This is a genomic window from Motilimonas sp. 1_MG-2023 (assembly GCF_030547455.1).
Classification (GTDB): Bacteria; Pseudomonadota; Gammaproteobacteria; order Enterobacterales; family CBDFNC01; genus Motilimonas.
Genome location: NZ_JAUOPX010000039.1, coordinates 17,932 through 41,247, shown reverse-complemented (window position 1 = coordinate 41,247; position 23,316 = coordinate 17,932). Strand labels below are relative to the sequence as shown.

At 46.4% G+C, this 23,316-nt stretch carries 18 protein-coding genes; 14 read left to right on the top strand and 4 right to left on the bottom strand.

Annotated elements, in window-relative coordinates; translation table 11 throughout:
* Positions 1 to 520: 520 nt before the first annotated feature.
* From Q4519_RS17150 to Q4519_RS17140, 3 genes are read right to left on the bottom strand one after another with little or no spacing between them, the layout of a single operon-like run.
* A complete protein-coding gene (locus tag Q4519_RS17150; protein ID WP_303514368.1) occupies positions 521 to 1,111 on the bottom strand; it encodes an ACP phosphodiesterase in 591 nt (196 codons plus the stop codon).
* Positions 1,108 to 1,368, bottom strand: a complete 261-nt coding sequence (locus Q4519_RS17145; protein ID WP_303514365.1) for a hypothetical protein — start codon at positions 1,366 to 1,368, stop codon at positions 1,108 to 1,110. The genes Q4519_RS17150 and Q4519_RS17145 overlap by 4 nt, the downstream gene beginning before the upstream one ends.
* A 3-nt stretch (positions 1,369 to 1,371) precedes the next feature.
* Complete coding sequence (locus Q4519_RS17140) at positions 1,372 to 1,581, bottom strand: hypothetical protein (protein ID WP_303514362.1); 210 nt, start codon at positions 1,579 to 1,581, stop codon at positions 1,372 to 1,374.
* A 300-nt stretch (positions 1,582 to 1,881) separates the two neighbouring features.
* Here Q4519_RS17140 and Q4519_RS17135 point away from each other — a divergent pair, with 300 nt between their 5' ends.
* Genes Q4519_RS17135 through Q4519_RS17120 form a run of 4 tightly spaced genes read left to right on the top strand, consistent with a single transcriptional unit; the run spans position 1,882 to position 8,084 of the window.
* Positions 1,882 to 2,760 carry an ABC transporter six-transmembrane domain-containing protein gene (locus Q4519_RS17135; protein ID WP_303514360.1) on the top strand — a complete coding sequence of 293 codons (879 nt, stop codon included), beginning with the start codon at positions 1,882 to 1,884 and terminating at the stop codon, positions 2,758 to 2,760.
* On the top strand, positions 2,757 to 3,932 hold the full coding sequence (locus Q4519_RS17130) for an efflux RND transporter periplasmic adaptor subunit (protein ID WP_303514358.1): 1,176 nt from the start codon (positions 2,757 to 2,759) through the stop codon (positions 3,930 to 3,932). Before Q4519_RS17135 ends, Q4519_RS17130 begins: the two co-directional genes overlap by 4 nt.
* Positions 3,929 to 7,033, top strand: coding sequence for an efflux RND transporter permease subunit (locus Q4519_RS17125; protein ID WP_303514355.1), 3,105 nt, complete (start codon positions 3,929 to 3,931; stop codon positions 7,031 to 7,033). The genes Q4519_RS17130 and Q4519_RS17125 overlap by 4 nt, the downstream gene beginning before the upstream one ends.
* Before the next feature lies 1 nt (position 7,034).
* Positions 7,035 to 8,084, top strand: a complete 1,050-nt coding sequence (locus Q4519_RS17120; RefSeq protein WP_303514352.1) for an AraC family transcriptional regulator — start codon at positions 7,035 to 7,037, stop codon at positions 8,082 to 8,084.
* 53 nt (positions 8,085 to 8,137) lie between these two features.
* Here the strand turns inward: Q4519_RS17120 and Q4519_RS17115 are convergent, their stop codons facing one another.
* Positions 8,138 to 10,309 carry an exonuclease domain-containing protein gene (locus Q4519_RS17115; RefSeq protein WP_303514350.1) on the bottom strand — a complete coding sequence of 724 codons (2,172 nt, stop codon included), beginning with the start codon at positions 10,307 to 10,309 and terminating at the stop codon, positions 8,138 to 8,140.
* Positions 10,310 to 10,484: 175 nt separating this feature from the next.
* On the opposite strand from Q4519_RS17115, the gene Q4519_RS17110 reads away from it, so the two are divergent.
* The 10 genes from Q4519_RS17110 to Q4519_RS17065 all read left to right on the top strand — a co-directional run bounded on the left by Q4519_RS17110 (position 10,485) and on the right by Q4519_RS17065 (position 23,261).
* A complete protein-coding gene (locus tag Q4519_RS17110) occupies positions 10,485 to 10,694 on the top strand; it encodes a hypothetical protein (protein ID WP_232803764.1) in 210 nt (69 codons plus the stop codon).
* Positions 10,695 to 10,884: 190 nt separating this feature from the next.
* The gene (locus tag Q4519_RS17105) at positions 10,885 to 12,270 is read left to right on the top strand and encodes an esterase-like activity of phytase family protein (RefSeq protein WP_303514346.1); all 1,386 of its coding nucleotides are present in this window, start codon (positions 10,885 to 10,887) and stop codon (positions 12,268 to 12,270) included.
* Positions 12,271 to 12,531: 261 nt separating this feature from the next.
* Entirely contained in the window at positions 12,532 to 13,887 is a 1,356-nt protein-coding gene (locus tag Q4519_RS17100; protein WP_303514344.1) for a DEAD/DEAH box helicase, read from the top strand.
* A gap of 12 nt (positions 13,888 to 13,899) precedes the next feature.
* Positions 13,900 to 14,403: a peptidylprolyl isomerase gene (locus tag Q4519_RS17095; protein ID WP_303514343.1), complete on the top strand. Its 504-nt coding sequence runs from the start codon at positions 13,900 to 13,902 to the stop codon at positions 14,401 to 14,403.
* Between the two features lie 247 nt (positions 14,404 to 14,650).
* The gene (locus Q4519_RS17090; protein WP_303514341.1) at positions 14,651 to 15,316 is read left to right on the top strand and encodes a cupin domain-containing protein; all 666 of its coding nucleotides are present in this window, start codon (positions 14,651 to 14,653) and stop codon (positions 15,314 to 15,316) included.
* Between the two features lie 238 nt (positions 15,317 to 15,554).
* Complete coding sequence (locus Q4519_RS17085; protein ID WP_303514338.1) at positions 15,555 to 17,111, top strand: SWIM zinc finger domain-containing protein; 1,557 nt, start codon at positions 15,555 to 15,557, stop codon at positions 17,109 to 17,111.
* Positions 17,102 to 18,637 (top strand): DUF5691 domain-containing protein, encoded by a 1,536-nt coding sequence (locus tag Q4519_RS17080; RefSeq protein WP_303514336.1) that lies wholly within the window; start codon positions 17,102 to 17,104, stop codon positions 18,635 to 18,637. Before Q4519_RS17085 ends, Q4519_RS17080 begins: the two co-directional genes overlap by 10 nt.
* Complete coding sequence (locus tag Q4519_RS17075) at positions 18,634 to 19,713, top strand: AAA family ATPase (RefSeq protein ID WP_232803770.1); 1,080 nt, start codon at positions 18,634 to 18,636, stop codon at positions 19,711 to 19,713. The genes Q4519_RS17080 and Q4519_RS17075 overlap by 4 nt, the downstream gene beginning before the upstream one ends.
* Before the next feature lie 9 nt (positions 19,714 to 19,722).
* Positions 19,723 to 22,041 (top strand): DUF5682 family protein, encoded by a 2,319-nt coding sequence (locus Q4519_RS17070; protein ID WP_303514333.1) that lies wholly within the window; start codon positions 19,723 to 19,725, stop codon positions 22,039 to 22,041.
* Positions 22,038 to 23,261 carry a VWA domain-containing protein gene (locus Q4519_RS17065; protein ID WP_232803772.1) on the top strand — a complete coding sequence of 408 codons (1,224 nt, stop codon included), beginning with the start codon at positions 22,038 to 22,040 and terminating at the stop codon, positions 23,259 to 23,261. Before Q4519_RS17070 ends, Q4519_RS17065 begins: the two co-directional genes overlap by 4 nt.
* The last annotated feature ends 55 nt before the right edge of the window (positions 23,262 to 23,316 follow it).

Below are 23,316 nucleotides of genomic sequence, written 5' to 3'. Positions count from 1 at the left end.
GCCAGATATCGATGCGCTCCTGCCTTGGAACTTCAAACATTAGCAACATCAGCCCGTGGGATCATGGGGCGTTTACGTTATTGACAGCAATCCACGAGCTAGAAACCTGTATGAATCAAAAGGGTTTATCGCATTGAAGGATGAAAGTTTCATTCATGTAAAGTGGTTAGTGGGTTTTTCAAGTGCTACAACGATGGTATTGGATCTAACAAAAATTTCTTAAGAATGATGGCGTTAGGGAAGCCCTCAGCTCGGACGGCAAGCAGCACGATCAGGGTCAGGTCCGAATCACTAGAACCACTAGGGTCAGGTCTTGCGTTTTGCTACTATGCGACTAACTCGGGAAAAAACTAGACATCTCTGGGCAATAGAGCAAAAAGCAAGGCCTGGCCCCTTTGTTTTGTAAAAACAACAGAAAGAGGACACATTGGCCTTGTTAAAACCGAGGTGACCATATATGTCCTATTATTCCTGCTCTAGCCTAAAGCGGCTAATTGTGGCAACTACCTGAAAAGCACCGCTATTGATTAATTAATATTCTCTTTTGATCAACGGCATAAATAGATAAGTCACTATAAAAAGGAACAAATGAACTTTTTAATTCTTCATCAGAATGCATCGAATTCAGAAGATGCTCTAAACCCACATCTCTTCCTAAGCGTTTTTCTATACGTTGAACAGCAGAGCATATACCATCGATGGATGAATAAGAACTTAACCAATCATCCTCGACTAGAGTGTTCAATATTAACTGATATTTATCAGGTACCCGCCAGCTGTGCTCTAAAATACCCCGATATAATTTGGCAATAAAGCCATCAACACTTTCATCACAAAATGAGCCCCAGTTCTGTATCAGTAAATAATCACAATAAATATCTAATACGATTCCACAATAACGACGATATCTCTTATCAACACGGCCTTTATAACTCACTACAAAATCATGTTGATCAGTATATACATCTATTAATCGATGATGCTTCACTCCAGAGCCGAATAACAAAGGTAAATTGGAGGTAGCGCTACCCTTAACGTACTCACCAACAACGCTACCAACTGTGAATTCTTTAGGCCCACCCGCAAGGTGGGCATGGGCTAAAAAATTCAACCTAAATCTTCCTCGTCGAATCCCATATCAGCTCGTAACTTCAAATAGCTAGGGGGTAAATATTTGTCATCAGGCTCCATATCCATAGGCAAACAGTCATCCCACCCCGTTGAAATTAAATAATCTATTAGTCCTGAGTATTCACATCCGGCAGCTGCTTCAGCTGAAACATCCTTATTTTCTTCTGCGACGATCCTTCTTTGATGAATTCTACACAAAGCTGAATAAATACTGATGAGCTCATTATTTTCTAACATTCTTTATCTCCCCATACTTTCAACAAGCATTGACACAGATCCTGATTGATTCAAGCTTGGAATCTCACAAACTGCATACTGAGCGCAGTTAAACATATTTAACTCTTTCATATCAAAAGAAGAGTTTTGTTCAGGAAAACGATAACGAAGATTTTGAGTTCCTGTACCATTTAAAACCGCCCCCTTTAAGCGTTCTAAAGCTCCTTGAGACACCTTATACCTCCCACTAACTAAGTTTAACGACCGATTAGTATCGTTATACATACCAGTCGGCCAAACTGAACCGACCCCATACAATTTCAGGCGTGCGTTTCTTTTTAAAAGATAAGACTGCATCAATCCATGTGGGCCTTCAGTTATACTTTCACGCGTGTAATTTACCACGAAACTGGCAATAAACACTCTCTATAGGTGATGCCGCTAAGCTTAAACATACAGCAATTTGGGACACTTTTTCTCGTTGCAATCCTGTCACCATGCTCTGAATTCGCTAATTATTAATAAGCAAACCTGATGCATGAAGTTAAACCTTTTACGATTAAAGCATTACTTGGCGCTAATAAGCTTTTAATAGGCTTCACTTGGGCTTTGGTGTTACTCGAAAATGCGTTGATCGTGTTGATCCCCTTGTTCATCGGCTACGCCATCGATGGCTTATTACAAGGCGACTTTCATGACTTTTATGTTCTGAGCGCCATCTTGGTACTGATTGTCGCGTTGGTGGTAGCCAGGCGTATTTACGATACCCGAGCCTTTGGCACGATCCGCGTTAATCTTGGTTTGTCCGTTGCCGAAAAATTAGCACACTTGCCCATTAGTACTCGCAATGCACGACTTGATATGTCACGAGAGTTAGTGGATTTTTTAGAAAACGATATCCCACCGCTGATGACCGCAATTATCCAACTGGTCGCCGCATTCGTTATCTTAACGAGCGCTCATGTTGACTTAGGGCTTTCTGCCATCGTTGCAGGCGTATTAATCATTGCCGTTTACAGCGCCGCCCATAGCCAATTTGTTACCACAAATGCGGCGCTCAATAATTGCAAAGAGCAACAAGTTGATGTGCTAGAGCAAGGGGTCAGTCGCTCTATTCACGCTTATTTGCAAAAGATAAATCTGAAAGAGATCAAACTATCTGATACTGAAGCCATCGTATTTGGTTTGATTTTCTTACTGCTCTTTATCTTTGTCTTGTTCAACCTTTGGCTCGCTACTCACAGCCTAACCCTGACGCCGGGCAGTATTTTCACCATTGTGAGCTACTCGCTGGAGTTCCTAGATGCCGCGATTTTGCTGCCCATTACCTTACAAACTTGGTCGCGCTTAAGCGAAATAATACAACGCCTTAACACCCCTGCCCCAATCAAAGTAAACGGAGAGATACAATGAAAAAAAGCAAACTAATGCCCTTGATTGGATCTGTGCTGCTGTTGTGTGCTGCTATCTCAGCCGTCGTATTGCTTGAACCGGTCTCGGCTGAGTCTCGCGCCAGTGTTGAGTCAGATTTACCAGTCTCGGTGATCCAAGTAACGCCGACACCTCACCAGCCCAAACTCTCATTAACTGGTCATACTTCGGCGCGCTGGCAAACCCAATTAAAAACGCAAACCAGTGCGCAAGTAATACGCTTAGATGCCGCTCTTGAGCCTGGTACATTAGTCAAAAAAGGGCAAATTCTGGCTGAGCTTGACACCTTGCAACTTGAGTCTGAACGCGCCAATGCCCTAAGTGAAATCAAACAAGCTGAGTTACTGCTGCAACAACAGCAACATGAACAAACTGTTGCGCTGAAAATGCTAGCCGGTAAACGCAGCTCTGAGTTTGCCCGAAAAATACCGCAAATTGCCGCGGCCAAAGCTCAATTAACGCAGGCGAAACAACTTCTTAATACAATTGAAAAAAAAATACGTGACAGCCAAATTCGCGCCCCTTTTGATGCCATCATCCTGCATCGATTTATTAGTCCAAAGCAGTTTGTAGAAATGGGGGAGCCGTTATTTGAACTCGCCGCCAGTGATAGCTTAGATGTTGTGTTGCCCGTGGCCGAGCAACATTGGCAACTAATTCATGCCAGTTTAGAGCAACCTAAAATTGAGGTGTTCGACCGTCAGAATCAACAGTGGCCAGCCAAAGTACGATTTATCGCGCCACAAGTTGACCAAACCACCAAGCAGCGGCAAGTGGTATTAGCGATTAATAAACCTTTTCAGCAATCATCGCGTTTACTGCCAAATCAACCTGTCACCATTGAAGTTACCTTACCTGCTTTCCCGCTGGCTACCAAGCTACCTATCAGTGCGCTGACACCAGATGGATTGATCTGGCAGATTAATAAACACAATACTTTACAACAAACTGACGTGCGAATTTTGGAAACAACCCCTGATCATGTTTGGGTAACTTTTCCGTCAAATGACCAACAGCAAAATGCGAAAATGATCGCCGTATACCCACTTACGTCAATGCTAGAGGGGGTAAAAGTAAAGCCTATTCCTTTTGCTGAGCCAACAACAACCGCCGCTAAAGTTCATTTTCTGACAACACTGGGAGCACAACGATGAAATGGTTAACCCATTGGTTTATTCACAACCCTGTTGCGGCAAATTTACTGATGCTAGCCATGATCGCCAGCGGATTGCTCAGCTTATCGCAACTGCGGGTGGAATCCTTTCCACAAATCGCGCCCTCAAGTTTAACCATTACCATTGCCTACCCCGGCGGCACCGCACAACAGATTGATGCCAGTGTAACCCAGCGAATTGAAGACGCCCTTGGCGATGTAGCAGGGATCAAACGATTAGTTAGCCAATCTTCAGCGGGTATGGCGCAAATTCGCGTGCAAAAAAAATCCAACGCTGACTTAGGGAAGTTACTTGAGGATGTACGTAACCGCGTTAACAGCATTGTCGGATTGCCCACTCAGGCCGAACGACCTCAGATAACACGTGAAGACTTCACCAATTTAGCCGCCTTTGTCATTATTTCATCCAAGCAAACCGCTCAAAATTTGCAACCCATTGCACGCCAAGTGGCTCTGGCATTGAAACAACATCCCGACATTACCAAGGTGACTAATTTAGGTGAGCGTGCTCCGCTAATCGTCATTGAGCCCAATATTACGCAGCTTCAAATGGTGGGCCTTAACATTGAATCTTTAGCCCAGCGCATTGAGCAAATGTCTATCGAAACCCGCAGTGGTGAGTTAAAAAGTGCGCAAGGCCGGATCACCTTACGGGGCGACGGCTACGCCGATAATCTCACCCTATTAAAGCAACTTGATATTATCGCGGAGCCTTCAGGCATCATCAAACTAGATGATATCGCCACTATCTACCGCGACTATGAAGCGACCGGAGCCATCGTACGCAATAATGGCGAAAGTGCCATTGCGCTGCAAATTAATACCAGTCAAAACGATAACTTACTTCACATTAGTCAAGCCATCAGTTCTGTGCTCAAAGAGCAACAAGCCTTGTTACCCGCTGATATTTCCCTAGCGGTAATGGCGGATATGGCACCTTATATTGAAGACCAACTCAACCGACTAACGAACAATGCTTGGCAGGGGCTATTAATAGTATTGGTGATTTTAGGCCTGTTTTTACGCCTTAGATTGGCCATGTGGGTAGCTTTAGGGATCCCAATTGCCCTTTGTGGCACCTTAGGAATGATGAACGTACTTAACTACAGCATTAACGACATCACTTTATTTGGCATTATTTTAGTGTTGGGTATTTTGGTCGACGATGCCGTGGTAGTTGGCGAAAGCATTCATGAAACCCGTTTAACCAACCCCGATCCAAAACAAGCAGCATTTAAGGGGGTGGAATCAGTAGCGGTCGCCACTGTGTTCGGAGTGCTCACCACCGTGGCCGCCTTTTCTCCAATGCTCTGGATCAATAATGAGTTAGCCAAATTATTGGCCAGCTTTTCAGCGGTGGTGATTATCGCACTGTTATTTTCACTCATTGAAAGTAAATTTATCCTGCCATCACATCTTGCCGCCATGCCCGCTCAAAGTAAGCCATGGCCAATTGTGGCTAAGCTACAAGCATCGGCGCAATCTGCCCTGCAGCGCTTTAACAATCAATGTTATGCACCCTTACTGCGCTATGCTATCCGCCATAAAGCCGCTTGTTTAATCAGCTTTTTTGCTTGCGTGCTGCTAGCGTATGGTCTGTGGTCGACCGGCTTTATTCGCAGCTCTGCGTTTCCCGAGATCCCCGGCCGCTATCTCAGCGCAACCGTCACACTAACGCCCGGCGCGCCACTGCCATTGCAGCAACAAGCCCAAATGCAATTAGAACAAGGGGCCAATAGACTCAATCAACAGCTGCAACATGACTACCCATTGAGTGCTCCACCCATCACTAACTTATTGGTATGGTCAACCGGTTATGGCGAAATAGACGCCACGGTTGAACTCACTAACGAAGCCTTAACCGTGTTGCCCAACAACCTGGCACTGAATCAATGGCAACAATACAGCGGCCAATTTGAAGGTGCATATGCGGTCTCATTTTCGGCAGCTGACGCCCCTGCGGGCGGCACTTTTATCAGTATTTCTTCAGCAGATCATGCCCTTGCGATGCAAGCAAGCAACCAACTGGCCAAACATTTAAGCACTTTATCCGGTGTACATGATGTGTATGATGACGGCCAAGGCGGCCAACAACAAATACGCATTACCCTTAATGAATTTGGTCATCAACTGGGATTAACACAACAGCAAATTGCGCTGATGATTGGCGGCGCTTATGGTGAACGTGAAATTCATCGCTTATTGCAACAGGGCCAAGAAACCAAAGTGATATTACGCTATCAGGCCAAGCAGAAAGCCACTCAACAACAACTACTGCAAACCCCTATCTTCTTATCTAGCGGCAAGACGGTAATGCTAGGAGATGTGGCTAATTTAAGCTTCGAGCAAAAGCCAGAGGTAATTTATCGACGCGACCGCCAGCAAGTGGTGAACTTATACTGGCGACAAGATCGCACGGTGCAATCGCCAGAACAAACGCTGCAACAGCTCAAGCCGCTGATGGAAGATCTAGCCACGCGCTACCCCGGCGTTCAGATTCAATCAGGGGGTGAGTTTGAAGAATTAGGCGAAATTCAAGCAGGATTTAAAACAGCGATGCTCTTAACCTTATTGCTTATCTACGCCTTGCTTGCTGTGCCGCTCAAATCTTACTGGCAGCCGTTAATTATTATGGCAGTGATCCCTTTTGGTTTTGCTGGGGCTATTTTTGGTCATGGCATAATGGGCTTACCTGTCAGCATTTTATCTCTGTTCGGCATGATGGCAATGACAGGTATCGTCATCAACGACTCGCTGGTACTGATGACACGGTTTAACCAATTTTATCGCGCCGGCATGCCATTGAATAAAGCCTTAATAAAAGCAGGGACGAGCCGTCTTAGGGCTATCTTTTTAACCACCATGACCACGGTATGTGGTTTATTGCCGCTGTTATTTGAAAGCGCGGAGCAAGCGCAATATTTAAAGCCTGCAGCCGTATCCTTGGTATTTGGCGAACTATTTGCCACCAGTATTACCTTGATTATTATTCCTGTGTTGCTCGGCCTTTTTACATCTTCAAAGCAGCCTGCAATAGCAACTGAATCGATGAATCTCTTACTTAAACAAGTAGATAGTTAAAATGCAAATAACATCAGCTATGATTGAACCATGGCAATCGACAAAATTAAACCTGATGACAACTGACTTGAATAATACCGCGCGCCCGGAATCTGTGGCTAGCAAGCCTTTTATTCTTGTGCCTGAAATGGCGCTATTAGAGCAGCTTCCTCCTCATTTACAGGCGCGGTTTGAAAAAGCCTTACAACTAATGCATCACGCCTTGAGTGAAGGGCTAACCTGGCAACAAGTGGCCGAACGGTGCGCCATTTCCCCTTCACATTTTCATCGCCAATTCACCCAAATTTGGCATGAAACACCGGGGCAATACCTTAACCGTATTCGGCTGCAAATAGCCGTGTACGAACTATTTGAATTACACCAGTACAGCATTACTGACATCGCCCATCGCTGTGGTTTTTCCTCTTCGCAAGCACTGGCTAAAGCCCTAAAACGAGAACTTAATATGAGCGCCAAGGCGCTGCGAGAAATGGCGCGTAGCGCAACGCCTGAACAAACGGCTCAGATGTTGGAAAAAATTGCCCATCCCACTTGTCCCGAGACTAATACCAAGCATGCAGCGAGTATCCAACTCATTTCTCAAGCCAATCATGCGCAAAAAGGCAACAGTAAAAACCTAGAGCAGCACCTTGCACGTAACTTACCTTGCCAACTTATTTGGTATCCCGACCGCTGGCTTAATGCAAGCCTGCAAGATAACTTCAGTTGGGATCGAGAGTTTGTTACTAAAGGAAAGCAAACCAAAGGCTTATTCGCGCTATCGCCAGTCAACCAACTAACACGGCCATGGCATGAAATGGATGTTTGGCTCGGCACTGAAAATACGAATAGCGAAGCCAACCTATTGCTGCCTGCAGGTAATTATTTATGCACTGAGGTTTACCTGGTGTCGGATATTGGCTACATTGCCGCTTGGCAAGGATTGCTCGATTATGCAGAGCGCCATCAGCATCAAATCGACCAGACAGGCTACAGTGTCGAGCAAATACGTGATCTGGAGCTAACATTAACCGGCGGCGCAACGTTCGCGATGCAGGTTCCAATACTGTGACTGGCTCCCAAGCTTATCAAGTGGAGCAATATTCCCCCTACTGACTTCTTATGCTATTGCGCCGAGTGCGCTAAACGCAAAGCATTAATCTTGATAAACAGCTCTGCCGTGGCGTTAGCATCATTTAATGCACGGTGATGGCCATTAAGGGTGATGCCTACATCTGCGCAAAGTTTACCTAATGAATAAGAGTCGTGACCAGGCAGCCACTTTCTGGCTAACACAACGGTACACAACTTAGCGCGGCGATAACTTAAGCCACAACGCGCAAATTCAGCCTTGATCATGCCCATATCAAAATTCACATTATGGGCGACAAAAATAGCGCCTTGGCTAAAAGCATCAATCTTTTCGGCTAGCTGCGCAAAAACAGGCGCATCGCGCACCATTTGATTATTAATGCCCGTTAGCGCGGTAATTTGCCTTGAAATATGTTTATTCGGGTTCACTAAACTCGACCACTGATCCACCACCTCTCCTGCCACGACTTTAACCAAGGCAATCTCGGTGATCCTGTCATATTCTTTTTGCCCGCCAGTAGTCTCTACATCAACAATTACATACGGCTGGGCGGGATCAAGCTGCCACGCCACTTGCTGAATAGACACATCAAATCCTGCGCTTAGCAACTGATTCATGGTCACCATTTGATTGCGGCGCAAGCTGTCACCGGGCGCTTTAACCTCAACGCAAAACAACTTGCCATCGCGCACGCCAATCAAGTCAGGATAACCATCTTTTAAGCCGCGATAATTTTTACTCATGGCGCGCAGATGCTTGCGCAGCGCATCCATTGGGCTATGGCGAACCAGTAAACTAAGCTGCTCATAGAGATTGTCATACCACGCCATAAAGCAGTTTGGCTCGCCATAATGGGCGGTTATTTGCTGCAACAGCCACGCTAGCATCGCCTGCGCATCAGTAAAGTGTTGCAGCCGCGTTTCTACTTCAGGCGCAAAGGTGTCGTAAAAATTATTTTCTTTAATGGATTTCGGGCGCAGCGCAAATTCGTTACTGAGTTGGTTTTTGTCACTTTGATAAAGCTCAGGCCAAAAGCTCAAACAAAACAGCGCGCGCCAAATGCCATTTTCACTGTGGATAGCCGTGATACCATGGCGCTGGTAATAATCAATCAAACCTTGCTCTGGCGCGCCAACAAACGCTTCGTCCAGTGGAATAGCAGTCCCTGAGTTACGTAGCATCTCGGTCAGTAATGACGTGCGCTGGGAGCCAAACTTTAAACGCGAAAAATCCTGCGCAAACAGCAATAAAGATTCATCTGCCGAAGCCTCAAGAATGGCGTTTAATTTGGCTTGGAAAAGGGTCAATTCGCCCTCGCCGTACAAGGCGCGAATATGCTTTTCCTGCGCTTTAGGGTGATCGCTTTGTGCTAGCAACGTCATTGCTATATCGGGCGCATGGGTCAAGCAGTGATGCGCCAATTTGTAGCTTAATAAGTTATATTTTTCTTGGCCGTATCGCCCAATCGGCTCGACCTTTGCTGATGTTAATAGCGCTTGTGCGAGGGCGGTTTTTTCCTCATCACTCATCACCTTTAACTGGTGCAGCCACTGGCTGTAGTAAAACGCAGTTTGCGCTTCTTCTAATTCATCAAAGTGCGCATTTAATTGGCTAGCGGCTGCGCGGCTACTGTTGCCATTGGTTTTTAATATGCCGAGATCGCGCATCGAAAATTGCGCTAAGGTGCCGCCAAGGTGGGCAAAATACAGATATAAAAAATAGTCAAAGGTGTCTTTAAAAACAGACTGTATATAGGCCTGATAAGTGGGATCGCTAGTAGGTTTAATGGCGCAACTTTGCTTAAGCGCACAGTCAATCCACGCCTGTTTTTTGGCTGAGTTCGCCGGCATATCTACCACGCCCGCTTGAGCGCATACCTCTTGCAGCTGCGCTTTGGTCAGCTCAGGCAATAACTGCTTGGCGGGTAATTGCGCCGCCGACGTGATCAACTGATGTTGCTCAAGCTCCGCCAATGCGGCAGTGATATCCAAAATTTCAGCGTAGTTAAATCGCGCCGGCGCAACAAAGGTACTTTTTCGATTTACAATGCGGATCAACAAGCATAACGCAGCCTCACTCAAGCCCTGCACAAGCGCATACTGGCGCTGCTGCTCTGCGTTAAGTAAGTGCAAGCTAGTGGCATCAATAAACGCCACCAGCTCATAAAAATGGGCTAAATAATACTTTTCTGGAAGTGTTTTCATTACGCTTAAGTACTGTATATAGATACAACCTATAGTATGGCAAGCGAACGTTAGTGTCTAGTGTCTGGAAAGTTCGGCACTTTTTCCTTTGTCACACAGCTAGCTTTATAGATTGTTTTATATTTACAAATCGACTATTTTCTACTTTGCCCCTTGATTAAGTGATTTGCAAAACATGACTTGGATTAATCTGCTCATTACTCAACTTAAAAAGCACGCTTTTCTGTTTATGCTAATGCTCTCCAGCGCGCTGGTTTATATCGAAGTGACAGCGTCTCAAGAACAAATACCAACTAAATTGAGCTACCTCGTTGGCATTAGCGCAGCTTGGATTATCGCGTCTTTACTCTCTACTTTTAGCTGCGACAAGCAAAACAATGATTAGGTATTAGACATACAACAACTTCCTCTATTCAAACCCAGCACCATCCCTTACTGAAGACAAGCCGCTATTCCACATAAACTGGCATAAAACCATCATATAACTGAAACAAAATTAACATCTTGCCGCTATACCCTTTGCCGCTCTCAGACTTCCATTTTGAATCAATTTATAACAAATAAAGGCAATAAAAATGATCGTAAAAAAAGGGCTCCCTACCTTAGCCATGGCGCTATTGTTTAATACTGGTTTAACCTGCGCCGAAGCGCTCAACGTCAGTCATGTTGATTCACAAAATGGCGCGCCGTTGCCCTATCAAGTATTAAGAAACGATATTACTGATCATGCTAAACCCGAACATATGCTGGAGATCCGCAACGGCGGTTTCGGTTCAGATATGACCGCCCATCCAACCAACAAAAATCAGTTCTACGCATTAACCGATCGCGGCCCCAATGCCACTTATAAACAAGGTGAACACGGCAAAGGGAAGATTTTTCCCACCCCAGACTACACCCCTCGTATTGGCTTATTTGAAGTCAATGCCACTGGCAAAGTGACACTGGTTCGCACCATTTTATTAAAGCAACCCGATGGCACACCTATCACGGGGCTGCCAAATCGCTCTGGCTTGGGCGGCACCGGCGAAACGCCCTACGACACAAAGGGCCAGCCTATTACGGTAAATGCTGACAAACCTTTTGATGCGAAAACCAACCCACTCAAGTTGGATGACTTTGGTCTCGACGGCGAAGGACTCGTCGCCTTAAAAGACGGCACTTTTTGGGTTAGCGATGAATACGGCCCACATATAGTGCATTTTGACAGTGATGGCGTTGAGCTTAGCCGTATCAACCCCTTCGCCAAAGACAAACGCACGACTCTCAACCTGCCTGCCGAGTTTGCTAATCGCCGCCCTAACCGCGGTATGGAAGGCTTAGCCATTACGCCCGATGAGTCCACCTTGGTCGGTATTATGCAATCAACCATGCATAACCCAGACAAAAAAGTAAAAGACTTGAACTTAGTTCGGTTGGTCACGGTCAACTTGAAAACAGGCGAGATTGGCCAGTATCTTTACCAACAAGAGAAGGCGCAAAATGCCAACTCAGGTATTGTTGCGCTCTCGGCTAACGAATTTTTAGTGATTGAGCGAGACGGCGCTTTTTTACGTGACGACCCTAACGCCATGAAACATATCTATCGCATCAACCTTGCTAAAGCCACCAACCTAGAAGCCATTAAAAGCGGCGATACATTAGTACAAGATGAAAAACTGGGGTTAACCATAGCAGGAAAAACCCTTGAGCAAGTGGCCATGGCACAAGGTTGGGATGCGCTAGCATCACACCAGATAACACCGGTCAGTAAGTCTCTAGTGGCAGATTTAGTAAAAGAAGTGAAATATCCTCACGATAAATTAGAGGGCATGTGGCTAATCAACCCCACCACCCTTGGCGTGCTCAACGACGATGATTTTGCGACTTGGTCAAGTGACGGCAAGCTAGAGCAAAAATACCTTGATAAAGATAACAAAGTGATTGATGCCAGCACCCTTTACATCATTGATTTAAAATAAATGATTTAACAACTTCGCTGACGAGGTGGAATTCTTTGTCAGCGGGTTTAATCTAACCTTCGCCTACTATTTGAACGCACCTCTGAATGGCTACCAAAGCAACTGAACTAGCACGAGCGTAACGCAAGACTATCTATCCGATTTGCATAAACTGTGGCATGGCTCACTTTTCTGATATACTGCCGCCCTGCTCTGTTGCACCCTGTTCATCAAAAATATCGGCTGCGCAGTTTGCCCCTTTTTATTTATCTGAGACACCCCATGCCATTTTCAACACTTGGATTAAGCGATCCAATCTTAAAAGCCATTAGCGAGCTTGAATACAGCGCGCCTACGCCGATCCAAAAACAGGCTATTCCTGAAATATTGCGTGGCAATGATCTGCTTGCCGCCGCGCAAACCGGTACCGGTAAAACCGCCAGTTTTGTATTACCATTACTGCAACGGTTTCAAGATTTACCCAAAATTCGCCCTAAGCGCATTCGCGCCCTGATCTTAACGCCCACCCGTGAGCTAGCCGTACAAGTGGCCGATAACATTGCTAAATACAGCAAATATTTACCACTGACCTCCATGGCCATGTATGGCGGCGTTGATATTGCGCCGCAAAAGCAGCGCTTAATTGAAGGGATAGATATTCTGGTCGCCACGCCGGGGCGTTTATTGGATATGCACAGCCAGCGCGCGCTGCATTTTGATGAATTGTCGGTATTGGTGCTCGATGAAGCCGACCGCATGCTCGACATGGGCTTTATCGAAGACATTAATAAAATTATTGAACGCCTGCCTACCGAGCGCCAAAATTTATTGTTCTCGGCCACCTTATCAAAACAAGTGCGCTTTTTGGCAAAAACGGCGATTGAAGATCCCGTTGAGATTGAAATTGTTAAAGACAATGCCAGTTCGCCGCAAATTGAGCAGTGGCTAACCACGGTTGATAAAGACAAAAAGTCGGCCTTGATTAGTCATTTGATCACCGAACAAAACTGGCAACAAGCGCTGATTTTTATTCAAACCAAAAAAGGCGCGGCTAAGTTAGTCAGCCAACTAGAAAAACGCGGCATTGCTGCTGAGGCCATTCACAGCGGCCGCAGCCAAGCGATACGTGAACAACTATTGGTTGACTTTAAATTAGGTAAAATTCGCTTTTTAGTCGCCACCGGCATTGCCTCGCGCGGTATCGACATTGACGATCTTGAGCGCGTAGTGAACTACGACTTGCCCGATGAAGCCGATGATTACATTCACCGCATTGGTCGTACTGGCCGTGCTGGCGCCTGTGGTGAGGCGATTTCGTTTGTTTCTAAGGATGACTTTAGAAACCTGTGCGCCATTGAAAGTCGTTTGGGCCAGTTAATTGTGCGCAAAGAAGTTGAAGGCTTTGCGCCAATCAAAGAAGTGCCGATATCTATTTTGAACTTTAAGCCAAAATTTAATCCTGCTGCTAAACCTAAGCAGCGTAAAGAGAATACTGGCCAAGACAAAAAGCGCAGCGCATCCGCAGGCACAGTGAAACCACGTCACGACAAAAGTGGCAGACCAGCAAGTGACAAACCCGCGCAACCAGCGAAAAGCGGCGAGCGTGAAAACCCATGGACCAGCGGCAAGTACCGTTAATAAGGCGATATGATGATTACTTTTACCACCAACGTGGGCGACATTGAGATTGAACTGGATTTTGAAAATGCGCCGCTGAGTGCAAAAAACTTTTTACGTTACTGTGAAGAAGGTTTTTACGATTACACCATTTTTCATCGCACCATCAAGGGCTTTATGATCCAAGGCGGTGGCATGACGGCAAAAATGAAAGAAAAACCAGCCCATGCCCCTATTCGCAATGAAGCCGACAATGGGTTAAAAAACACCTTAGGCACCTTGGCTATGGCGCGCACCGACGAGCCACATTCTGCCACCAGCGAATTTTTTATTAACGTGGCCGATAACGACTTTTTAGATCACACTGGCCGCTCTGCTGATGGCTGGGGTTACGCCGTGTTTGGCAAGGTAACCGCAGGCATGGAGGTGGTGAAAAAAATCGCCCGCGCTAAAACCACCACCGTGGCGGGTTATGATGACGTGCCCGTGGCAACCATTACCATCGAAAAAGTGGTCATCAACCTCAGTTCTGTTTAAGCCTATCGCAGCAAGATAAAGTATGTTTTACGGCAAAATTTCGTTTTCAGGGATGAAAACGCCAAGCGTATAGGGAAATATTTACAGCGTTTTTGCAGTAAAGCATACTATTGTGCTTATCCAAGGTTCAGGTTAATCAATACAGCGCAGTAAATACCATGAGGCAGGCGCAAAGATAAACCGCCTGCGTTCAAGCAACGTAAGGTAGAATACCCACTTCATTACCAACGTAGTTTGAGCAATAACTATGGTGCATATTAATTTAGATTTTACGCAAAAAGTGGTTATCGATACCGCGCAGCAGCCTTGGGTCGACAGCCCACTGGCCGGCGTTACCCGCAAAATATTATCCCGCGAAGGCGCTGAAAGTGGCCACGCAACCAGCATAGTACGATACGCCGCTAACTCCTATTTCAAACCTCATCACCATCCCATGGGCGAAGAAATTTTTGTACTTGAAGGCGTATTCTCCGATGAACATGGCGACTATCCCGCCGGCACCTATCTGCGTAACCCGCCCGGCAGCTCACATCAGCCTTTTAGTAAAGAAGGTTGCGTGATTTTTGTAAAACTAAACCAATTTTTAGCCGACGATTTAACCAGCGTGCGCGTGAATAGCAATGAAACACCTTGGTTAGCTGGGCAAGGTGGCTTGCAAGTAATGCCACTACATCAACACGATGTGGAGCACACCGCGTTAGTAAAATGGCCAGCGGGTGAGCAGTTTGTGCCTCATCGTCACTTTGGCGGCGAAGAGATATTGGTGCTTAGCGGCGAGTTTTGTGATGAATACGCGCGATACCCAAGCGGCACGTGGCTGCGTAGTCCACATATGAGTGAGCATCATCCCTATGTTGAGCAAGAAACCGTTATTTTGGTGAAGATCGAGCATTTGGGCACTGCTACTCAATAACAAAGATTAAGCGCTGTAATATACCCATGCAACCTCCAGATGCTTATCCAGCAAGTATTGCTTTTTGGATAAACCCTATTAAGGCGATCACAATTTAAGTCCCTTTCGAGCTAAATCAGCCTAATCCTCTTTCTAAATGCCAGTAGCTTATTGTATTTAAAATCATTATGCATACACTGGCTAGCATCTTGTTTCATCAAAATAATCTCTTTGCATAAATCAGAGTAGGCTCTATCACGTGGAAGTATCTGAATCTCTCGTACAAGAATTGGCGCCGGATCAAGCCTCAATTAATGCCGCAAAAAAATTACTTAAGCCCGGTAAGTGGCCGGCTTTAGGTCAAGCCGCAGATGTGAATACTATTTGGGGTGAGTGCCAAGGCTCAGGCTCAACGCCTTATTACACCATGGCTGATGTGTCTGATCACGGCTACAAATGCACTTGCCCGTCTCGTAAGTTTCCTTGTAAGCATGTATTAGCTTTGTTTTGGCAGTTTTCTGATTTACCCGACAACTTTACTAAAACCACGCCACCAGAATGGGTGAATGATTGGTTAGGCCGCCGTCGACGCAGTAGCGCTAAAGTGAGTGAGAGTGACGCCGCTGCAAAAAGCAATCACTCAACTGCCGCGACGAACGAGAAAAAATCAACCGCTCAAGTATCACTTAACCAAACAGTAACCGAACCGCCATTAAGTGAAGCAGCACAGGCTAAGCGCGAAGCAGATAAAGTCATGCGCGCGATGAAAAATCGCGAAAAAACGCGTGCCAGCGTGCAACAAGGTTTGGCTGAACTGCAACAATGGATTAATGACCAGCTAAGTAACGGCATTATTCGATTTTTAAAAGACAGCCAAGGTAAATGTCGACAAATTGCCGCACGCTTAGTGGACGCAAAAGCCGCGAATTTGGCCGCGCGCGTTGACGAACTCCCCGCCAGAATACTGGCTCGCCCACTGCAACAACAACCTAATGCAGTATTACAAGAATTGGCTAAGTTGGCGTTGCTCACTGAAGCTTGGCTAACCAACCCTGATGATATTGATGTGCATCGCGCGGTGGTAGCCAGTGAAAGCCGCGAGCAGTTAATCAATGCATTGAGCAATGAAACAAGCGATGAACCTAGCCATGAAGTAAACAGCATTAGTGACGCTGTAACTGGCTTGTTGCCACAAAAAGTAACCGGCACTTGGCAAGTCATCGGCGAAAAGTCTGAAATGCGTCGCAATGGTTTGCTAGCATCCCTGCGTTGGATTGTACGTTTGCCTGAGGAGGCAGAGGGATATCATGTTTCTCAGCCTGAGAATCTTACTTTAGCGTTACTATTAGATTACTTACCCGTATCCAGTGGCAGCAGTCAAATCAAAACTGCCATGGGCAAGCAAATCAAGGGGGATGTGATTTTTTACCCCAGCCGAGTCCCCTATCGTGCCATTTTGGGTGAGCATCAATATCTAACGATCAGTGACACCCCTTTAACAACCGACAATGGCGAGTCTCATCAAAATAAACCAGCCCTTAGCTGGCGCGATCACTTTTTAAGCCAACATCAACAGCAGCCTTGGACGCATGAAGTGCCCTTTATGGCGGCTTCGGGCCGTGTTAGCCAAGACGACACTGGCCAATACTGGTGGCATAGTGATGTCAGTAATGAATCTGTGCTATTGATAAACCCAGATCTTGAACCTTTGGTGTTAGGTAGCCAGCTACGCTCAGCTTTGATGTTACTTGATGGACAATTCGCTGAGCTGATAAGTGTGGACACTGAAAAATGGGGAATGATTGCATGTCTGTAGTAAACAGTAGCGCCTCGCACAACACGAACGAAATAGAGCAAGCACTCCACCAAGGCGAGCAATTAGCAAAAAAATGGTTAGTGGGTCATGGCCAAATTCAGTTAGACGATTTGCCAAGCAGCTGGCATGGGCAATTAGCACAACTAGAGCCAGCACAACTCAATTTGCATGGCTTGATTTTAACCCAGCAGCAGCAATTGGTAATGCAATATCAACAACCGCCCAAGGGCCTAATCGCTGCGCCAGACTTACCCGAACTTGATTTCCCCTGTATTGCCCCTTCATTGCGGCCATTGTTTAAGCGAGTCTTAGCTCAATGTAAGCAGCAGTTAAATGCTGGTCATTTACCAGTATTAAACTTACTTTCTAGTCGGCAAGTGTGCGCGCACCCCAACGACTGGATGCCAACCAAACACTCTAACACCACACCAAGCCTTTATATGCCTTGGTTATATTGGTCTAATAAACAAATCAACAAATGGCAAGAGCAACCCACTAGTGAGCTAGACCCACAGGCTTGGGCCGAGCTATTCCCCGCAGAGAAACGAGAGCGGCTAACGCAACTGCGCCATAGCGACCCCATGTTAGCAGGTCAATTAATTCAGCAAATAGCGCAAACTGAGTTAGCGGAAAAACGCCTGCAACTCTATCAAATACTGAGCGTCAATCTCAGCGCTCATGACCAACCTATTTTGCAAGCTTGCTTAACGGATAAATCAAAAAAAGTAGTGACACTCGCTAAGCAATTACTGGCTCGATTAGGTTGCTACATTGAAGACGAACAAATGCAGCAACAGGCTCAAGAATTAGCGCAGTGGTACCAGATAAAATCCAAAGGCTTGCTAAAGCACACTACCCTAGTGGAGCCTGTGCCATTAAAGAACAAAAAGCAACAGGCCCTACGCACCGAGTTTATTGCTGAAGTATCCTTACCCGCTTTGGCCAGCGCGCTTAACATTTCGTTAGCACAATTGTGCCAGGGTTGGCAATTTGACCAACAACGCGAACAAGACAATCTTGGTTTTATCCGCAACGTATTTGATTCACTGCCCGAGCCCGAGCTGGACATATTTATCACCCGTTGCTGTGATGAGCTAAGTGCCGACGGTGTATTTTGGCATGTGTTAAACGCCATTCAATTACGGTGTTCAACGCACGCCGCTGCCGCCGTGTTATATCAGCTACTCGACAAACGCACCCTGCAGTTAAGCTTTGCCAGCTGGCTTTCGTTAATCGATGCCCCTTTAGCAAAGCTGAACTGGCTACAATTTAGCAGCTGCCATGCATGGGCTGAGCTGCAACAAGAAATCAAACAAGAGCTTAAGGAAAAACATTACCTTGAGCACTATCACAACGAGGCAGAGTTACGTGCTCTTGGATTAGTTTTACCGCCAGAGGTCGCACAGCGTGTCTATGATGAGCTGATCGCGCTGGGCATGATGGCTGCCGATCCTATGTTAGACGCACTTAAACTCAATATTGGGCTTGGCTTAGCACAAACCCAAAATTCAAGGAATTTATCATGAGTGACACCCTTCGCTTACCCGTTGAGCAAACCTACCAACACGAACTTGACGCTTTAAAAGCCGAAGATACAGGCAACAAGCCTTATAACTGGGCATTATCCCCACAAGCAGTGGTGACCTATTTAGTGGGCGGTGAAACGCCATCAGGTGTCGAAATTTCGGCAAAATATATTGGCCAACGCCGCATCATTGAAACTGCTGTTGCTACCTTAGCCACCGATCGCGCTTTGTTACTATTAGGGGTTCCGGGCACTGCAAAGTCGTGGGTGTCGGAGCATTTAAGCGCCGCGATCTGTGGTTGCAGCACACAAGTGATCCAATGTACTGCAGGCACCGATGAAAATCAGATCCGCTACGGCTGGAACTACGCGCAACTGTTAGCTCATGGTCCAAGTAAAGCAGCGCTAGTCGCCACACCACTGTTTCGCGCTATGCAAGCAGGTAACTTATGCCGTTTAGAAGAACTAACCCGAATGGGCTCGGATGTACAAGATACCTTGATCACCGTGTTGTCAGAAAAAATGCTGCCTATTCCTGAGCTTAATGATGCCATCTTCGCGCAACGGGGCTTTAATATTATCGCCACAGCCAACAACCGCGATAAGGGAGTCAATGAGCTTTCATCAGCATTAAAGCGTCGCTTTAACGTGGTTGTGCTGCCCTTACCTGACTCTGTAGAACAAGAAGTCGCCATTATTAACAAACGCGTTGCCGAAATGGGTAAATCCCTTGATTTACCTGTACCGAAAAACACCGCCGCCGAAATAGAAAAAGTCGTCGCTATTTTCCGCGAGCTAAGAGGGGGAGAAACCCTTGATGGTAAACTTACCTTAAAAACCACTTCCGGTAATTTATCGACCGCGGAAGCCATTGCCGTGATGGTCGGCGGGCTTAGTCAAGCAAACTGGTTTAACCAAGGCCAATTAAGTGCGGCAGAGATCAGCCAAAATTTACTCGGCGCGATTGTAAAAGATCCGGTACAAGATCGCGCCGTGTTAGAAGAATACCTTGAAACCGTGCTGAAAAAACGCAAAGGGTTTGAAGACTATTACCATCACTTAAATCAGGTGTTATAAGGTTAGCTGATGGCACTTTCTGATATTCACTATTTTGGTATTCGCCACCATGGCCCAGGCTCAAGTAAACGGTTGTTGGCCGCCTTAGATCAATTGCAACCCACGCGTTTGCTTATTGAAGGGCCAGCGGACTGTGGCCAACTACTTCCTTTGCTTGCCCACCAGCAAATGAAGCCACCGGTAGCATTACTTAGCTACGTGGTAGAGCAAGCCGAAAGCAGTATTTTTTACCCCTTCGCTGAGTATTCTCCTGAATATCAAGCTTGTTTATGGGCGCGGCAACATCAAGTGCCCGTTGAGTTTATTGACTTGCCGATTGCGGTGCGCCTAGCGCAGATGCAAGTTGAGTTAGCGCCACTTCAAGCAGATGAAGCCCTAGGCGAAGCAAACGACAGCACTGATCAACCTGAGCCAAATTCCGAACTCGATGAAGATTTATCGGCTTTGCTGCGCGATCCCATTGCCGCACTCGCCCACATAGGCGGATACCAAGATGCGGAGGCTTGGTGGAACGACTTAATTGAACAAAACCGTGATGACAACTTGGCTATTTTTGCACAAGTCGAACTCGCAATGACGGCACTCCGTGACCCCATTTCCCAAGACTCGCCCGCGCTTGTGCAAGACCATTTGCGTGAAGCATTTATGCGTTTAGAGATCGCCAAAGCAGCAAAAACAGAAGATGGCCAGATAGCAGTCATTTGTGGTGCTTGGCATGTACCCGCTCTAAAAGCCAAACACGCGGCAAAAGATGATCGCGCTTTGGTTAAAACCTTACCCAAAAAACTCGCCGCCAGTAAATATAAATCAACTTGGATCCCATGGACCTCATCTCGATTAGCCAGCCAAACAGGTTATGGTGCGGGCGTGAGTGCGCCGATGTGGTATCAACACCTTTGGCAACATCGCGACAATGAAGATCATATAGCACCTTGGCTGGTGGCCATTGCCGAGCAGTTACGTAAGCAAGGCGCCATCATTTCAACTGCGTCAGTAATTGAGGCGCAGCGACTATGTCTGAGCTTAGCCGCCGTGCGCGAACGACCTCAAGCCAGTTTTGAAGAAATTATCGATGCAGTGATCAGTTGCCTATGTTTCGGCGAGCAGGCTCAGTGGCAACAAGTCAGCGATAGCGTATTACTGGGGCATCAAGTTGGCCAGATCCCTGATGATACTGAGCTGGCGCCGCTGCTGGAAGACTTACAAAGATTACAAAAAAAATACAAACTCAAGCCGGAAGCGCTTGGACGAGAGCATGCCTTAGATTTACGTAGCGAGATTGGCCAGAATAAATCGGTATTACTGCACCGGTTGCAACTGCTTGAAGTACCTTGGGGCAAACTGCTCAGCGCAGGGAGCAGTCGCGGCACCTTTAGGGAAAAGTGGTTATTAGTTTGGCAACCCGAATACGCCATCAAGCTAGTTGAAAATATTGTTCACGGCAGCACCATTGAACAAGCGGCGAATAATAAGGTGATGGCCACTCTCGCCCAAGAGTCTCACTTAGCCAAGCTGGCACAATTAGTACATGGTTGTTTAACGGCAGAGTTAACCACTGCTACAGCGTTTGGTTTAAATCAGTTAACCTTACGCGCAGGCCATGTCAGTGATTGTCACGATTTACTCACCAGTATTGCCCCACTTATCGACATCAGCCGCTACGGTACTGCTCGGACCATGTCACTGGCACAAATTGATGATCTAACAGAACGCTTAGCCGTTCAAGCGGCGCTGGCATTGCCTTATGCTTGTCGTAATTTAAACGATGAAGAAACTTTGCACTATCGCGATAACATCAGTCAGGCTCATCGCGCATTAGTGCTGCATTTAGAGGCTGGGGATACACTCGCACTATGGTGGAAAGCCATTGAAACTATTGTACATAGTGACCAATCAAGCTTGTTATTAGTGGGGTTGTGCGCACGCTTATTGTATCAAGCTGAAAAGTTAAATCGTGAACAACTCAGTTTAATGCTTAATAGAATGCTCTCGCCTGCTTTACCTCCTGCTCAAGCGGCGCGATTTTTCGATGGTTTTTTTAGCGATGCCGTCGATCAACTCTTATATGACTCTGTGTTACTCAACGCAATAAACACTTGGCTACTACAACTGGAGGAAACGAATTTTATTGAGTTTTTACCTTTGTTCCGCCGTGTTTTTTCAAGCCTAGATACGATGGAGCGAAAACGGCTATTCGACACGCTATTTAATTATCGATTGCAAGGTGAAACCCTGCAAACGTTAGACATGACGCAACTCGATCGTTGGCAACATCAGCTACTGCAATTGACGAAACTCGCCCGCCGCGATAAGGATTGGCTTGCATGAACGATAATACAAATACGCCCCATCCAGACGAGTCTGGTAAGCAGCAAATAATTGAGCAGCCTGATGAAAAATCGCGCCGTTGGCGCTTAGCTTTAGGCGTCGATGATGAGCAACAACAGGCGCTGAGTGAACGCGACCAACGCCTGTCTGGCGCATTGTCTGCCTTGTACGGTGAAGACCCGCAAAAAAGTAGTGGCCGAGGTAGCTTAGGACGTTCAGCGCCGAAAGTATCAAAATGGTTAGGCGATATTCGCGAATTCTTCCCTGCACCAGTGGTTCAGGTAGTACAACGGGATGCCTTTGAGCGCTTAGGCCTAAAAGAAATGTTGATGGAGCCTGAGTTTCTTGCCGCCATTGAAGCAGATGTTCACTTGATTGCGGACTTAATCAGCTTACGCTCGGTGATGCCTGAAAAAACCATCGACACTGCGCGCCAAGTGATTGAAAAAGTGGTCAATGAATTGCTGGCTAAATTAGAGCAAAAGACCAGCGAAGCGATTCGAGGCGCGGTCAATAAGTCAAAACGCAGCTTTCGACCTCGCTTTAATGATATCGACTGGCACCGCACCATTCATGCTAATCTGCGCCATTATCAGCGTGAATATAACACTGTAGTACCAGAAAAATTGATTGGATTTATGCGCCAACAGCGTCGTCTCGCCGATTTAGATGAGGTTATTTTGTGCGTTGACCAATCAGGCTCGATGGCAACGTCTGTGGTTTATAGCTCAATTTTTGCCGCGGTAATGGCATCAATACCGGCGGTCAAAACCAAATTGATTTGTTTTGACACCAGCATTGTTGATTTAACCGAAGAGTTAGCCGATCCGGTGAGTGTATTATTTGGCGTACAATTAGGTGGTGGCACCGACATTAACCAAGCCATTGCCTATTGTGAAAATCAGATTGAACAGCCAAGTAAAACCCATTTGCTACTGATCTCCGATTTATATGAAGGCGGCAATGAAACAGAGTTAAAGCAACGTATTGCACAGTTAATAAAGCAAGATGTTAACGTGATAACCCTGCTAGCACTGAGTGACGACGGTCGCCCTGCATACGATGCTGAAATGGCCAGCGAGTTTGCAACATTAGGCAGTCCGGTGTTTGCCTGCACTCCTGATCAGTTTCCTGATTTAATGGCCACAGCCTTAAAGCGTGAAGATGTGCTGGCTTGGGCTGCTGATCAAGATATTAAAGCCATTAGACCGACTGAATAAAAGTGATGATGGATAGCGGTGCGACAGCCAACGTGCCGCTATTGTTAACCAGTTA

Coding starts and splice junctions, on each gene's coding strand:
- Q4519_RS17100 (WP_303514344.1), top strand. CDS start 12,532: ATGCCATTTTCAACACTTGGATTAAGCGATCCAATCTTAAAAGCCATT.
- Q4519_RS17130 (WP_303514358.1), top strand. CDS start 2,757: ATGAAAAAAAGCAAACTAATGCCCTTGATTGGATCTGTGCTGCTGTTG.
- Q4519_RS17070 (WP_303514333.1), top strand. CDS start 19,723: ATGGCACTTTCTGATATTCACTATTTTGGTATTCGCCACCATGGCCCA.
- Q4519_RS17115 (WP_303514350.1), bottom strand. CDS start 10,309: ATGAAAACACTTCCAGAAAAGTATTATTTAGCCCATTTTTATGAGCTG.
- Q4519_RS17065 (WP_232803772.1), top strand. CDS start 22,038: ATGAACGATAATACAAATACGCCCCATCCAGACGAGTCTGGTAAGCAG.
- Q4519_RS17110 (WP_232803764.1), top strand. CDS start 10,485: ATGACTTGGATTAATCTGCTCATTACTCAACTTAAAAAGCACGCTTTT.
- Q4519_RS17090 (WP_303514341.1), top strand. CDS start 14,651: ATGGTGCATATTAATTTAGATTTTACGCAAAAAGTGGTTATCGATACC.
- Q4519_RS17135 (WP_303514360.1), top strand. CDS start 1,882: ATGCATGAAGTTAAACCTTTTACGATTAAAGCATTACTTGGCGCTAAT.
- Q4519_RS17080 (WP_303514336.1), top strand. CDS start 17,102: ATGTCTGTAGTAAACAGTAGCGCCTCGCACAACACGAACGAAATAGAG.
- Q4519_RS17120 (WP_303514352.1), top strand. CDS start 7,035: ATGCAAATAACATCAGCTATGATTGAACCATGGCAATCGACAAAATTA.
- Q4519_RS17105 (WP_303514346.1), top strand. CDS start 10,885: ATGATCGTAAAAAAAGGGCTCCCTACCTTAGCCATGGCGCTATTGTTT.
- Q4519_RS17125 (WP_303514355.1), top strand. CDS start 3,929: ATGAAATGGTTAACCCATTGGTTTATTCACAACCCTGTTGCGGCAAAT.
- Q4519_RS17075 (WP_232803770.1), top strand. CDS start 18,634: ATGAGTGACACCCTTCGCTTACCCGTTGAGCAAACCTACCAACACGAA.
- Q4519_RS17145 (WP_303514365.1), bottom strand. CDS start 1,368: ATGTTAGAAAATAATGAGCTCATCAGTATTTATTCAGCTTTGTGTAGA.
- Q4519_RS17095 (WP_303514343.1), top strand. CDS start 13,900: ATGATTACTTTTACCACCAACGTGGGCGACATTGAGATTGAACTGGAT.